This is a genomic window from Pedobacter sp. SG908, from assembly GCF_011759615.1.
Taxonomy (GTDB): Bacteria; Bacteroidota; Bacteroidia; order Sphingobacteriales; family Sphingobacteriaceae; genus Pedobacter; species Pedobacter riviphilus.
In genome coordinates, this window is sequence record NZ_JAAOYY010000001.1 from 43,357 (window position 1) to 58,922 (window position 15,566).

At 42.7% G+C, this 15,566-nt stretch carries 11 protein-coding genes; 2 read left to right on the forward strand and 9 right to left on the reverse strand.

Annotation, left to right across the window (positions count from 1 at the left end; genetic code table 11):
- The 9 genes from FHT21_RS00230 to FHT21_RS00270 form a co-directional block, all read right to left on the reverse strand.
- Complete coding sequence (locus FHT21_RS00230; RefSeq protein ID WP_167292799.1) at positions 1–918, reverse strand: nucleotide-diphospho-sugar transferase; 918 nt, start codon at positions 916–918, stop codon at positions 1–3.
- On the reverse strand, positions 918–1,565 hold the full coding sequence (locus tag FHT21_RS00235) for a methyltransferase domain-containing protein (protein ID WP_167292800.1): 648 nt from the start codon (positions 1,563–1,565) through the stop codon (positions 918–920). The genes FHT21_RS00230 and FHT21_RS00235 overlap by 1 nt, the downstream gene beginning before the upstream one ends.
- 10 nt (positions 1,566–1,575) lie before the next feature.
- Positions 1,576–2,268, reverse strand: a complete 693-nt coding sequence (locus FHT21_RS00240; protein WP_167292801.1) for an FkbM family methyltransferase — start codon at positions 2,266–2,268, stop codon at positions 1,576–1,578.
- Complete coding sequence (locus tag FHT21_RS00245) at positions 2,255–3,604, reverse strand: flippase (RefSeq protein ID WP_167292802.1); 1,350 nt, start codon at positions 3,602–3,604, stop codon at positions 2,255–2,257. The genes FHT21_RS00240 and FHT21_RS00245 overlap by 14 nt, the downstream gene beginning before the upstream one ends.
- Positions 3,597–5,954: a polysaccharide biosynthesis tyrosine autokinase gene (locus FHT21_RS00250; RefSeq protein ID WP_167292803.1), complete on the reverse strand. Its 2,358-nt coding sequence runs from the start codon at positions 5,952–5,954 to the stop codon at positions 3,597–3,599. Before FHT21_RS00250 ends, FHT21_RS00245 begins: the two co-directional genes overlap by 8 nt.
- Before the next feature lie 7 nt (positions 5,955–5,961).
- Positions 5,962–6,723, reverse strand: a complete 762-nt coding sequence (locus FHT21_RS00255; protein ID WP_167292804.1) for a polysaccharide biosynthesis/export family protein — start codon at positions 6,721–6,723, stop codon at positions 5,962–5,964.
- 123 nt (positions 6,724–6,846) lie between these two features.
- Positions 6,847–8,067: an acyltransferase gene (locus FHT21_RS00260; RefSeq protein WP_167292805.1), complete on the reverse strand. Its 1,221-nt coding sequence runs from the start codon at positions 8,065–8,067 to the stop codon at positions 6,847–6,849.
- 452 nt (positions 8,068–8,519) lie between these two features.
- Positions 8,520–9,011: a cupin domain-containing protein gene (locus FHT21_RS00265; RefSeq protein ID WP_167292806.1), complete on the reverse strand. Its 492-nt coding sequence runs from the start codon at positions 9,009–9,011 to the stop codon at positions 8,520–8,522.
- Positions 9,012–9,098: 87 nt separating this feature from the next.
- Positions 9,099–9,350 (reverse strand): FUSC family protein, encoded by a 252-nt coding sequence (locus tag FHT21_RS00270; RefSeq protein WP_167292807.1) that lies wholly within the window; start codon positions 9,348–9,350, stop codon positions 9,099–9,101.
- Between the two features lie 397 nt (positions 9,351–9,747).
- Between FHT21_RS00270 and FHT21_RS00275 the strand changes: the two genes are divergently transcribed.
- Together FHT21_RS00275 and FHT21_RS00280 are read left to right on the forward strand one after the other, a co-directional pair.
- The gene (locus tag FHT21_RS00275) at positions 9,748–10,623 is read left to right on the forward strand and encodes an alpha/beta hydrolase (protein ID WP_167292808.1); all 876 of its coding nucleotides are present in this window, start codon (positions 9,748–9,750) and stop codon (positions 10,621–10,623) included.
- Positions 10,624–11,178: 555 nt separating this feature from the next.
- Complete coding sequence (locus FHT21_RS00280; protein WP_167292809.1) at positions 11,179–15,555, forward strand: CusA/CzcA family heavy metal efflux RND transporter; 4,377 nt, start codon at positions 11,179–11,181, stop codon at positions 15,553–15,555.
- The last annotated feature ends 11 nt before the right edge of the window (positions 15,556–15,566 follow it).

Genomic DNA, 15,566 nt, shown 5'->3' on the forward strand with positions numbered 1-15,566 from the left:
TTAATTTATCAATCTGTAAATACGTTTGCACTGGTTGAATAGCCACATATTGTTTTGCACCATTTTTTTGATTCTTATATAAAATTTGCCTGGGTTATATAACGTTTTGAGGCTATGCCTGTCTGCTTCTTCATCGATGTTATAGCTGTTGGGGTGCTTTATTTCTGTTATTTCGCCATATTGTATCTTGCTAAACCAAACGGGAACGGAGTGGGTGTGGGTAGCGTTTTTGCCATAACCGATATTTTTGACAAGACTGATATTGGGCGTGATTACCAATCCCTTATTGAACCACACGCTCATAAACCATTGGATATCCCAGGTATCTGTTTGGGCATTGTTTACGGATTGCAGTTCTGACTGCAGGAAGCTGTTGAGACCCTGTCTGGAAGCATTCTCGTAGCGCTGAAGGCTGAAGTCGTAATGCCGCCAGGCACGCCGCCAGCTTGCCCATCCCCACACGTGTGCATAGCGCGAAAAATAGTAGGAGCCATTTCCCCTCAGCATGCCCGCCTGGTAGTTGCTTCCGTTAACATGCATAATATTCTTGTTCAATCGGTATTTTTCTAGCATCGCCTTACAGAAAGAGAAGAAGGTTGGATTCGGCAAACAATCATCTTCCAGGATAATGCCTTCTTCTACATTGTTAAAAAACCAGTCGATGGCGGTGCTTACCGCTTTCCCACAGCCCAGGTTATCGGGGCGGAATAGGGTTTCTACCTTACAAGGCCAGTCGATGCCATTTAAGATCGTTGTTCTGGTGGTTTCGCACAGCGCAGCTTCTCCAGGCTGATCGGCCCGGGGACCATCGGCAGCAATAAACAATCGTTCAGGCTGCTGCAGCCTGATCTGCCCGAATATCAGCAATGCTTGTTCGGGACGGTTAAATACCAGAAGTAAGATTGGCGTGTGTAACATTATTTTGTTGCCTCCAATGCAACGGCATTATTAAATCTAATTTCTTCTTCTACCAGTTTAAACATGGGATCTGGGCTGTCGTTAAACGCACAATTTCTGATGTTTTTAAACCCTGCGGCAGCAAGCTGATGCGTTAAGGAAAGGTGGTCCCACATGTACAGGTGTTCGCGGTTACCTAGGGCCAGCTGTATCAACTGTTTCAGCCCCCTGATCCTTTTTTCTTTTCCCAGCAATGTTTCTTCCATAAAAGCGGTATTGGCTTTAGGGTCATTGTTTGAGAGTTGCTCGAGATATCTCTTTGCGGCACCAGCAAGATCTGGCAGTACGCACCTGAAGTAACCGCCGGGCTTTAGCATCCGAAAACTATTCCTGATCGCCAGAAGGCAGTCGTTATAGGCCAGATGCTCCAGTACATGCGAACAGTAAATGCCATCGCAAGCGTTATCCTCTATTCCTGGAAGGCCTTTCAGTATATCGCCCAGTAAAACATCAGGGTGGAAAGATACATGCATGGCCGGCGCGAGCAATTTCCCAATCAGGGGAATCCGCTGGATCCTGAGTGTGGGCGATGCATCGTAGTTTTTCCAGCCATCTGGTGCTGAAAAAGGGCCACTGCCATATTGTACGTATAACTTGCTTCCAGACATATTATGTGTGTTATGTGTGCATATTTTTAAAAATGTATGTGTAATAGGTTTTGGCAAACAAGCTATAGCCTATCTGTTGCATAAATTGGTATAATTCGCTGCTCTCTGGCTGGAATACCTCGAAGGGAGGCGATTCGGCCAGTACATACTCCGGTTTGTATTTATTCCAATTGTTAGATCGAAGTACTTCTAAATCGAGCCCTTCGGCATCGATGGTGAGAAAGTCGATGGTCGTATCTTTAGCCAGGTATTCATCCAGGATATCAGCCAGTGGCCAGGTTTCGATCTTCTTTTCTGCAATTACATGGTATCTCGCTGCCTGCGAGTATTCTTTTACTTTTTCAGGAGAAAAAGTGTTTAAAGCAGGTTCGTTAAATATGAAATAGGTGAGTTGCTGTTTTACTGCAGATACGCCCATTTCAAGGTTAATATCTTTAGGCCGATGCCTGTTAAATACGGCCATTGAACCTGGCATAGGATCGATGTTGATACCAGTCCAGTTCTGCTTGTAAAGCAGGTAGGTATTGGATACCCTAAAGGGATGATGTGCGCCCACATCTACATAAACACCATGTTGCTTTTTATCAAAGATCCTTTTTAAGATCATATCTTCTCCTTCTGAGCTGTAAGCACGCACACCGTAACTGAGCCGGGGAAATAGCGTGGTGACTATTTTTGATGCTATATTTTTAATGCTGCTCATTTGGCATAACGTTTTTGGTGAATAATTTGCTGGTAAAAATCCTGAGACTGTTATTTAACTGTTTGATATCTGAAAGCACCAGTATGGGGTTGAACATTTTTTTTGTGATCAGAAAACCCTGTCCACTTTTGTCTAGCAATAGCAATACACCAAATACAGTAAAGTAAGCCGCTACCGTGGCAATTGCCGCACCAATACCGCCATAGCCGGGTATTAAAAAGATGTTAATGGCTACATTAACAATCAAACCATACAGGTTGGCGTACAGATAGATCTTATATTCCCCTTCTACGAAAAGATATTGCACTAAAACGATGCACAAGAAAACGGGAATACCTGCCCATACATGGATCATCAGCATCCAGGAAGCAGCCCTATAGCTGTCACCGTAAAGGAACGGAATAATCAGGTGTGCAGTTAGTGTAACCAGTGTAGCAATAGCTGCGCTGAGCCAGAATGATAATCGGAGCCATTTTTCCAATGTCAACAGGTAAGCGTTTTGGCTGATCTTTTTCTTTTGTATGAGACCCGGCAGTATGGCTACAGATATCACCGTAGGAATGGCATACCATAATTCAGAGATCCGCGCAGCACCTACATACTTACCCAGTTCGGCAGGGTTAGAAAGCACATCCAACAATACCAGGTCTATCTTCATAAATAATACTACCACCAGGTTTGATAGGATCAATGGCCAGCTTTGTAACAGCAGCGCTTTGGCCAGCGACCGATCGATCTTAAGGGTAAAATCTGGGGCATTATGGTAACTAAATACCATTATGATGATGAGATAGGTGAGGAATAATTCGATAACTGATGCCCACAGAAATGCCATCAGAGTACCGCCAAGAAATATAATGACGAGCTTTACTATACAGAAAGTAATGAATACGGCCACTTTTGGGATGATTACTCTTTTTACCTGGTTTTTTGCCTGGTAGAAATAATCAAGTACATCAAAGGATTGCAGGATGATAATCAGTGCAGAAAAAATGGTACAGTATAAATAAAGCTGCTGGTGTTTTCGGGCAAATAGTACAATGCCTATGCTGATGACCATACAGATTGTACTGGCACTGATCCTCATTAAAATAACAGTGGCTACAATAGTTCCCTGTCTTTGCTCATTATTAATAATTTCTTTTACAGCGAGCCTGTCCATTCCAAGAATGGCCACACTTCCTATAATCGTGGTAAGTGCAAGCGTATAGTTCCATATCCCGAATTCTTCAGGGCCCAGGTGCCGGCCAATAAGTGCCATAATGATAATGCCCGGAAAAAGTTTACTGAGCTTATCAATCAGGAGCCAACCGCTATTTTCAAATAGTTTATACAATGCGCTGTTTTATTTTTTTAACCAATGATGACCATGTACCTTTATGTTGTTTATTTTCTGCGTATGAATACTGATCGTAATAGGAATGGAAAGTATCTTGTTCTATGCCGTTAAAGATGATCCCTATTTTTTTGAAGAAGCCTTTCACCAGGTTTTCCGATACTGCTGACAGTTTAGATTTCAGTGTGAAATTGTACCGCACCACAAACAGGGCACAATCTATGAGGTTTGAAATGCTTTTAGCATCGGATACGATGCCGATAGGGGACATATCAATAATTACATAGTCGAAGCGGCCCTTCAGCTGGTTCAGCAGGTCTGTCATACGCTCTCCTTCAATCAGCTCAATTGGATTGGGCGGAATAGCGCCCGAAGAAACGAGGTAAAGCTCTTCTGTACCTGGTATTTTTTTAATAATCTCTTCCAGGGTTTTATTGCCGATGATATAATTGGTTACACCAACATTATGATCCAGCCCGAAGAACTGTGAAAGCTTAGGGTTCCTGAGATCGAGTTCAACCAGTACCACTTTTTTATCACCCATCGTTAATGAATTTCCAAGATGGGCCGACAGGAATGTTTTCCCCTCACCCGAAACGCTTGAAGTGAGCAGGATAGTAGGCGTACCGATAACTCCTGTAAGCAGAAATTTTAGGTTTGTACGCATGTTAAATGCCTGTTCTACCAGTATTGACCTGTTATGGAGTGACATGTCGTGTGGCTTGTCATCTTGCTGATAAATTTCGGCGATCATAGGGAGATCGAACACCTGTTCAATTTCTTTTTTATTGAGTACCCTAGGGTTTAAGAAATATTTAAAATAAATATAGGCACTGGCAAGCACCAGCCCAGCGGCAATAAAGCCAATAAATACAATGGCTTTTTTTGGAGAAATGGGCTTTTCGGGTACAAAAGCTGGAGCAATCACTTTATTGTCTACCACATTGCTGGCGTAGGCAACTGATGCTTCTTCTTTCTTTTTTAACAAGTAAAGATACAGGCTTTCCTTTACGCCCTGTTGCCTTTTGATGTTGATGTATTCTTTTGTGTAGGTCGGTATATTGGCTATTTTCCCCTGTATCTGGTTTACTTTACGCTGTGTTTCTTTTTGTACCACGCCCGCGTTCCGTCTGTACCCGGAGATATAATCGCTGATGGTTTTCCGGGTATCGGCAATCTGCGATTCCACGTTTTTCAGGATTTCGCTGGTAGGTTTGAGGGAGAGCGACAAGCGTTTCTTTTCTTTCAGCGCTTCCTCATAACGGTTGATCATAGAAGTTAATGTTTGATCAATATTGCCGAGCACGGGTGCAAAGGGGTAATTGCTAGAAGGATTGTTTACATATCTTTCCACTTGATCAAGAACTGAAAGTTGCATATTGGCTTCACTGAGCCGGATATCTGCTTCTTTTACCTGTTCAAGTGCCAGTTTAGAGCTCGCATCAATATCTGTGATGCCCCTCTGGATCTTGAAATTTTCTTCCTGTTTTTCAAGCAGTCCCAGTTCTTCTTTTAACGAATCGATCCGCACCCCCAGAAAATGAATGGTTTTAAAGGCAGTCCTGTTCTTGTCATCAAGGGTATATTCATTATAGGCATCGAGCAGAGCATTGAGGAAATTGGCGGCCCTTTCGGGCACAGGATCGCTGTAGCTAACCATTATTACGGTAGCATCACGGTTCACAAGCGCCGCGCCTATTTCTTCTATTTTGTCATAAGCACATTCTGCAACCGAGTCTATCTTGATCTGGAATGTATTTGCCAAATCAGCGGTAGCCTTTGGAGCGTAGTTGATCACGAATTTATCTTTCGCCACGGTGAATGCTTCGCCGGGTTTGACGGTTAACTGCCTGCTGGTATCGGCAGTAGTGTTTACCTGTTTTATTTTTAGCAGGTTGTTTTCACGCGTGACATCAAAAACATAGGAGCCTACTTTTGAACTGTCGCTCAGTACGCGGATAGTAAGTGGTGGACGGCCATATATTTCTTCATTTTTTACCGTTCCTTTTATATAATACCGGATGTTAAAGCCATTAGCTGCAATCACTTTTTCTACCAGGATAGGAGATTTCAGCACCTCCATTTCATTTTCAATATTTTTACCGCTGTTGAAAAGAGATAGTGATTTGAGCGCATCCATTTCTTCCCCACCGCCTTTTTTTTCATCCTTTAGGTATAGTTTAGCGCTCGACATGTACATTGGTTTCTTGTATTTCATGTAAAGCATGCCGCCTGCCACCATAGCCAACAGTACCAAAAGGTATAGGGGCCAGTGAAATAGCATCTTCTGAAAGAGATCGTTCAGATCTATTACCGAGTTTTTATTATTTGTTGTTTTTTGCTGGTTCATAAGGCGATCACTTATTTAAAATGACAATCGTGGTAATCAATGATATCACGCCTATGATGGCAGGCAGGAGCTGAACTGTTTTAGATGTGGCAAACTTGCGATCGGGGCCCGGCTTAACATAAATCACATCATTATTTCGGAGATAATAATAATCAGAGGAGAGTGTTTTGCTATCGTTCAGGTTTACTGACGTATACTTTTTGATTCCATTGATTTCGCGGATGATCATAATGTCGTCCCGTTTGGCCGTGATGTTCAGGTCGCCTGCCATGCTCAGTACATCCAGTATAGAAGCTCTTTCTGCTCCTATGCGGAAGGAACCTGGATGGGCCACATCACCCAGAACAGATACCCTGAAATTTACCAGCCGTGTAGATACGTAAGTGCTGCGCACTGTTTTATCCAATTCTTGCGATACCAGGTCGTTAATGGCTGTTGTTGTTTTATTCTTTACGTTTATTTTCCCGATCACCGGTAAGGTTATAATGCCTACGCTGTCTACCAGGTATCCCTGCTCTAGGCCGCTACCAGAGGCTGGGCCAGAAGCAGCCACATTGGGGTTAAACATTTGTGATACTTCTTTATCAAGCGTGGTGATGGTGATTTGCAGGATATCACCAGGCTGTATTTTAAGTTGTTGCATGCGGTGAAGGGAATCTGTCCCGGTAACCGCCGCAATGTCATTAAAGTAAGTGAGTTTCCGGGTGTTTGCGCATCCCGTAACAATTAGCAAGGCCAGGATCAGTGGTAAGCTAAATTTTAATTTCATATCTAGTAATTAATTTATCAATGCAGTATTGTGTAAAAATGCTTGTGAATGTGGGAACTTTACTGCCAACTATTCACTACACGCCATCCGAGGTTGGAATCGGCTCCCAACCACAGAAGTTTATTATGTTTTTACTTCAACCCCAGCTATGCTTAGGTTTGAACTTTTAGTTTTATAGAATTTTTCCCTGATTTTTTCTTGGGCAGGCAACTCGAAATAATAGTAGATCATTAGGCTCAGTGGCAGAAGAATCAGGAAAAAGATCAGTAAAGTAACAGGCGATCGGAGTACCAGACGGTTGATATGAAAAGCATCAACTATGAGTACGAAAATGACCTGTAGCGAAAAATGGATTAAATACATGGCATAGCTGCAATTACCAAGCAATGCCCATTTCTTGTTAATCGTACCCTTGCTGGTTTCCCACAGTGTTAAGACGAGAATGGTGCAAGGCGACACTAGCGTTCTGAAAACAAAGTTTTTGCCCAGTCCAAAAGCTGTTTCTGCCGAGTCGAGGGTTTTGTTGGGAAATGTATGTAGATACTGCTTTATAAATATACCTCTAAGGAATCCAAAATAATACTCGGCAAAGAGTAGAACCCAAAGTAATCCGGTGAAGATGATCAGAGGCGACAGGTGTTTTTTTGTCCTGTTTTCTTTAAGCATCCAAACATAGAGGTAATAAACCAGTGCGCCTAAAAAGAAAGAGTACATACCTTTTCCGATAAGGGTAAAATAATATTGTAAAAATATTCCCAGGGGCATAAGGAAGAATAACAGCCATTTTTTATTTTGCAGTTTCAGGTAGCAGATTACGAAGAATGCTAAATAAAGAAATACTTCTACAGAAACCGACCATGATGGTCCGTTAAAAGAGGCACCTTTCTCAATTCCCCAGCTTTGGATAAAAAGGAGGTTCAATATAAAATGATAACCATCGTTATAATGAATAATAAAGTAATGACCTACATTTTTGAACATCAGCCATTGGAGTGCCGCCATCGATAATAAGGTAATCAGGTGGATGGGATAGAGCCTGCTCATCCGGAAGACCATAAATTTACCGAAGTTCATTTTCATGGTGGCAATTCGCTCGGCATACAGCCAGAAAAAAATGAACCCCGAAAGGAGAAAGAACAAATCGACCGCGATTACACCGTCATTATAGATGGCCGATAGATAAGGATAGAACGGAAGTGCCGTTTTCTCAAAGCCACCCTTTACCCAGATATCGTTTGCATAATAAAAGAATTGCCAGTGATATAGAATAACTACTATGGCCGCAAGGCCTCTAATGGCATCGAGAGTGTAAAAATGCTTGGGAGGACTTTGATTTGTAGTCATGCAGGGATCTGAATGGTAAAAAAACAATCGGCAATGCTCAAACTTATTATACAAACCCAATTTAATTTATAAAGCTGATAGTTTTGATTTTGAGTGGGTTAATGAATAGAATGAACAAAATAAAAAGAGGTTGGTGTGAATTATATTTTACATCAAGGTGCTGTGTTGTTGTAAAATAAGTACAATGGTTTGCTAATTAAACAGACAATGTTAATGGTTCATCATAAATTGCCAGTTATTCAAAAGCAGGGGCACAGCGCTGATAATAACTTTGTATCTGATGGAGAAATCTTAGTCTTTGATTTTGGGATATCCTTCGAAGGTAGAATCGGCGAGGGCATATGCAGAGGTTTTCTGGAATATTGATTCAACAGATAATTGATTAGAACCGCGAGAAAAAGAACCAGTTCTATTACGTTTTTTGAGACAATAGGTAGCCACTATTAAGAATACTATCCCAGAAAATCCTTGGGGTAGGTTTGCTGATTGTATTTCAAGTCCATCTTTTTTAAAAATGCTTTTCGCTCTTCTGTTAATTCAGGAATGGGCAGCGTTTGCCCAGGAAGAACAGGAGTGCCTATTTCATGAAATAGATTTTCCAGTCCGGCGGGTACTACTGTGCAAAGCAATCGTGCAGGTTTTTTGGAAGTATTTTTAAAGCAATGAACGGCTCCACCAAGAGGAATATTCACAAAGCCATCTTTTGAAACGATTTGTTTACCACTTTCTGTTTTAAACTCCACTTCTCCTTCCAATACATGGAACATTTCCTGTGTGTCGGGGTGGGCGTGCGGTGGTGGACCGCCTCCTGGGGGAACAGTCATTTCAATAACCGAATAGTTACCATTGCTTTGCTCACCAGAAATGATGATCCTGTAATTGCCTCCTGCTATGCCTAAATACTCGCCTTCATTTTTATTAATGATTTTGATGTTAGATCCCATTTTTCTTAGGTTTTTCGCTGCATATTTTTACTTTTCAATCTGTTGGCTAAGATCATTCACTGTTATCTGATTATCAGCCAGCATTTTTTATTTCAACCCTCTTTCTTTCAAAAGATTTTCTAATTCCTGATGGTTATATTTCGAGTTATTGATCAGCTTATAAGCAAAAAATAAAGGGATGAGGGTCAAAAATCCTAAACTGTTTTTCATCACGCTGAAAAATACAATACCGATCAGAAATCCAATTAATATTGCATTGATTATGGCTGCCGATTTTCTTTTTTTTGCTTCTTGCAACAATTCTTCATCTGTTAGTTCCGTTAATTCTTTTTGTATCATTTTGCCTGGTTTTTGAGCGTAATTGACTTGATGGTAATGCTCAAATATACACGATAGAGGTAACTACTAAAAGCGGTAGATCAGGTTTAGTTAAAAAAAGCCCATCTTTCGATGAGCTTTTAATCAAAAGGTTATTTAACCAAGTCCTTCAACAAGCGACCCCTACAGAAAGGTCGTCATTCTCGCGCAGGCGGGAATCTTAAAGCGTATTGCATTACGATTATCTTTAATGAGTACTCATGGTTCCCAATCAAGTTAAGTATGACGAGTGTTCACAGCCTATCGTTGCAATGTCGCAATTCGCCACCGAAGTTGTCGTTTTTACGTCGTGTTAAAGCCGCGAATGAACTGCATATTTGTATAGTCAATATCGTTCAAACTAAATTTAAATAGCGTTATGAAAAATTTATTCCAAATGGGTAATATGCTTAAATCAGTACTACTCCTCACAATCATCCTGTTTGCAGCACCTCAGTCGAAAGGACAACAGCTTAAACCTGCCGAGAGTGGTTATGCACCGGTTAATGGCCTTAAAGTTTATTACGAAGTATACGGTGAGGGTAAACCGTTGGTATTACTACACGGTGCATTTATGACCATTGAAACAAACTGGGGGCAATTAATACCCGAATTATCGAAAACCAGAAAAGTGATCGCTGTTGAATTGCAGGGCCATGGGCACACACCATTTTCAGACCGGAAATTAGACCAGGCTACCCTCGCCAGTGATGTGGAAGGAGTAATGAATCACTTAAAAGTAGACAGTGCCGATGTTGTAGGCTATAGCATGGGTGGCTCTATAGCTTACAAGTTGACCATACAAAGCCCTAAACGCGTAAAAAAATTAGTAATCATTTCTTCAACTTATAAAAGCACTGGCTGGAGACCTGAAATAGCAGGTGCATTTAAAAATATGAAACCTGAAATGTTTGCAAATACGCCTATGAAAACGGCATATGATGCGGTAGCGCCTGACAAAACAAATTGGACAAAATTTGTAGAAAAGATGATTGTTTTTGCCGGGACACCATTCGATATGGGAGACGCCAATATTGCGAAAATTACTTCACCCGTATTAATCATCGCAGGAGATAATGATGGCCTGGATAAAATAGAGCTGATTAAAACCTACCAGCTGCTGGGCGGCGACAAATTTGCCGATATGGGGGAGATGCCAAAATCGCATTTGGCCATTGTTCCTGCTCAGGGGCATGTAAGCTTAATGATGCAGACGAAAACCATATCAGCTTACCTAAATGATTTTTTAAAGTAAGGCCGGTTAATGGCTATCAATTAGTAAATAAACAGGTGGTTTTTTAACCATCAAAGCAGAAAAGGGGGGTAAATAAAACGGGTTTTATGAATTAAAAACTTTAATCATTACATTTGCCCTGGTGAAAAACTTTGTATTCCTTTTTTCTGTTTACCTGATCCTTCTGGGCTTTATGCCTTGCCAGGACAAGGAAGATATGGTTTCCAAGTCACACACAGAAAGCATTGTGCACAGCGATCAATCAAAAGCTGAGCATATGCATGGAGAATCCTGTCCACCATTCTGCAGCTGTGCCTGCTGCTCTGTTGGTCAGCACTTTCCAACCGAAAAGTTAACAGACCTGATTGTACCGGTATTCCGGAAACCATATCCGGTTTTCCAATGCTCTGCATTGAAAAAACAACCACTTGATATCTGGCAACCGCCTAAACTCGTTTAATCAATTTCTTATTTTCATGGCTTTGTCCATGAAAAGCATGCTTTTTTACATGCTCAATTTTGCACCATGAGGTGTAATGATGCCCCGCTATTTATTGATTTTTGATTTAAACGAAAATGTTGAACAGAATAATACAATTCTCCATTAGGCAAAAACTGCTGGTGGGAATTATGATGCTGGCACTGATTGCCTGGGGTATATACTCCCTAAGGCAGCTGCCCATAGATGCCCTTCCCGATATTACCAATAACCAGGTCCAGATTATTACTTCCTCACCAAGCAACGGTGCAGAAGATATTGAACGTTTTGTAACTTACCCGGTAGAACAGACCATGGCCACTATTCCAGGAATAGAGGAAATCCGTTCCTTTAGCAGGTTCGGCCTTTCGGTGGTGACAGTGGTATTTAAGGAAGGTGTAGAGATTTACTGGGCCCGCCAGCAGGTAAGTGAAAGGCTTGCTGAAGTAGAAAGAGCTATTCCTAAAGGGATCGGCATACCCGAGGTTGCGCCGTTAACAACCGGACTGGGAGAGATTTACCAGTACGTCATCCATCCCAAAAAAGGATACGAAAAAAAATATGATGCCACCGAGCTTCGCACCATTCAAGACTGGATTGTTCGCCGCCAGCTATTGGGCGTAGAGGGTATAGCAGATGTAAGCAGCTTTGGGGGATACCTTAAGCAATATGAGATTGCCCTTAATCCCGACAAGCTCAGGAGCATGGATATATCCATCAGCGATATTTTTAAGGCACTTGAAAAAAACAACCAGAACACTGGCGGATCTTACATCGATAAGAAGCCAAATGCCTATTTTATCAGGAGTGAAGGACTTATCAACAGTATTGCAGACATTGAGAACATCGTTGTACGGACTAATGAGAACAGCATTCCCGTGTTGATCCGAAATGTAGCGGAGGTGAGGATCGGTGCGGCCACCAGGTACGGCGCCATGACCAGAAACGATCAGGGCGAGGTAGTAGGGGCGGTAGTGATGATGCTAAAGGGCGCCAACTCTTCCAAGGTTATTGCAAACGTAAAAACCCGGATGGATCAGATTGCAAAGAATCTTCCGGAGGGCGTGGTGATCGAGCCATTTCTGGACCGTACAAAACTGGTAGACAGTGCCATTGGTACGGTAACCAAAAACCTGGCAGAAGGTGCATTGATTGTGATCTTTGTACTAGTGTTGCTTTTGGGGAATTTCCGCGCCGGACTGATTGTGGCCTCGGTTATTCCACTGGCCATGCTTTTTGCCATATGCCTGATGAACCTTTTTGGTGTTAGCGGAAACCTGATGAGCCTTGGCGCTATAGACTTTGGTCTAATCGTAGACGGGGCAGTAATCATTGTAGAGGCATCTCTCCACCATCTGGGTACCCGGAAAAACAAAAACAGGTTAAGCCAGCAGGAGATGGATGCAGAGATTTTTGAATCTGCTTCCAGGATCCGTAACAGTGCCGCTTTCGGCGAAATCATTATCCTCATCGTTTACCTGCCTATTCTGGCACTGGTTGGTATAGAAGGCAAGATGTTCAGGCCAATGGCCCAAACGGTGGCTTTTGCTATCCTTGGCGCTTTTATCTTGTCGTTAACTTATGTACCGATGATGAGTGCGCTGTTTTTAAACAAAACCATCAGTACCAAAAAAAATATCTCAGACAGGATCATGTCCTTTTTTCAAAGGGTATATACCCCAATGCTCAATTTTGCACTTCGGGTAAGGGTGGCCGTTGTGGGCATTGCAATAGGGTTATTTGCCATTTGCCTTATTATTTTCAATTACCTGGGCGCAGAATTTATTCCTACACTAGAGGAGGGCGATTTTGCTGTAGAAACCAGGGTGCTTACCGGAAGCAGCCTTTCTCAAACCATTGAGGCCGCTACACGGGCTTCAAAGGTATTAAAGGCCAATTTTCCTGAGGTAAAAGAGGTAATCGGAAAGGTTGGGTCTAGCGAGATTCCTACCGATCCCATGCCGGTAGAAGCCTGTGATCTGATTATTATTCTAAAAGATAAGGGTGACTGGACAAGTGCTTCGACCAGGGATGAGCTTGCGGGAAAGATGCAGGCCAAGCTGGAACAGTATATTCCTGGTGTTACTTTTGGGTTCCAGCAGCCCATCCAGATGCGCTTTAATGAACTCATGACGGGTGCAAGGCAAGATGTGGTGATCAAAATCTATGGAGAGGATTTTTCGAAGCTGAGTACTTATGCAGCTAAGATCGGTGCTATCGCCAGAAAAATCGAAGGTGCCCAGGATGTTTATGTAGAACAGGCTTCTGGACTTCCACAGGTGATTATCAAATTTCATAGAGAAAAAATTGCGCAGTTCGGATTGAATATTGAGGATGTGAATACGGCTATCCGCTCGGGATTTGCCGGAGAGGTGGCTGGCCTTGTATTTGAAGGAGAAAAACGATTCGATATGGTTGTCCGCCTGGAGAAAGAAAACAGACAATCGCTTGAAGATGTGAAGAACCTGTTCGTAACAACACTCAATGGCAATCAGGTTCCGCTGGAGCAACTGGCTGATATCCAGTACAGGGAAGGGCCAAACCAGATTCAGCGCGATGATGCAAAGCGACGGATAACTGTTGGCTTTAATGTAAGGGGAAGGGATGTGGAAAGTATTGTGAAGGAAATCCAGCAGAAGATTGATACAGAGGTGAAGTTTTCACCGGGATATTACCCAACCTTTGGCGGCACTTTCGAGAACCTGCAGGCAGCCACTAAAAGACTGGGCATTGCCGTACCGCTGGCGTTATTACTCATTTTACTATTGCTTTATCTCACTTTTTCATCCATTAAACATGCGCTTTTAATTTTTACCGCAATTCCATTGTCGGCCATTGGTGGCGTATTTGCCCTCTGGGCACGGGGTATGCCCTTTAGTATCTCCGCAGGCATCGGTTTTATTGCGCTTTTTGGAGTAGCGGTGCTGAATGGTATCGTGCTAATCAGTGAATTTAATAGGTTAAAAAAAGAAGGAATGAACAATATTTTCGAAATAATTAAGATAGGTACTTCGGTCAGGCTTCGCCCGGTGATTATGACCGCCCTTGTAGCCTCTCTGGGTTTTCTTCCAATGGCCATCTCTGGTGGAAGCGGGGCTGAAGTGCAGCGCCCATTAGCAACGGTTGTTATCGGTGGTTTGATCTCTGCAACATTGCTGACGCTTTTGGTACTTCCGGTGCTCTATATCTGGGTAGAAAAAATGGGCCGCAAAAAGGTAAGCGTTGCTCCGGTAGCAGGCATAATCGTTATCTTTATTACCTTATTTGGATTGCAGCCTGCTAAGGCCCAAACGGCGTTAACCCTTAAACAGGCAGTATCTTCGGCATTGGAAAACAACAGGGCGATTAGTGGGGCTAACCTAGGTGTAGGGCTGCAGCAGGAGCTTAGGAAGGGGGCCTTCGAAATGCCCAAAACGGAAGTGTCTATGCTTTACGGGCAGTATAATAGTCTGGTTAAAAACGACAACAATTTTACCGTTTCGCAAAGCATTCCCTTCCCAACACTTTTCGCTGCAAATGCGGCATTAGGGGATGAACGTATCAAAGCAGGCCAGCTTCAGGTTGCCTCAAGTAAAAACGAACTCATTTTTCAGGTAAAAACGGTCTACACCAATCTTCAGTACCTCTATTCGAAAGAAAAACTGCTGCTCGGGCAAGACAGCATCTATAAGGGTTTTGTAAAATCTGCCTCGTTAAAATACAAAACAGGCGAGGGTAACCTGCTTGAAAAGGTAGCCGCCGAAACACAGCTCAGGGATGTAGAGAACCTGCTCGATCAGAATAGCGCTGATATCGAAATTTATAAAGCGCAGCTTGCTACACTTCTGGGTAGGAGTGGGCTACCCCTAATTGCCGACAAGTTTTTAAGGGAAACGCCTGAAATTTCGATAGGAGATACGGCGCTTCTAAATGAAAATCCGGCCATTGCCTATTTCAGGCAACAGATCGTGATTGCCGAAAAACAGCGGAAGGTGGAACTTGCCAAAGCACTACCCGATTTTACCCTTGGTTATTTCAACCAGTCGCTAACCGGTTTTCAAAACGTTAACGGCAATGATGTTTTCTTTGGCCGCGACAAACGTTTCCAGGGTTTTCAGGTAGGACTTTCCGTTCCGCTATTTTACCGGGCTTATTCGGCGAAGGCAAAAGCCGCATCGATTAACAGGGATATTGCCTCGAACGACCTGGAGCTCCAGCAGCGAAAACTAACCGGCCAGTACCAGCAGGCCCTGGGCGAATACCTGAAAAACAGGAAACGTTACGACTATTTTATTACTTCGGCCCTAAGCAATGCGGCACTGATATTAAAAAACAGCCGCATTGCCTATCAGAACGGGGAAATAGGCTATTCGGAATACCTGTTGAACCTTAAACAAGCAAATGGTATTTACGAGGGGCGCCTGATGGCCCTGCTCCAGTTAAGCCAGAGCATCAACCATATTGAATTTTTGACCGGTAATAACAAATCATTTTAAGCATAAATCTC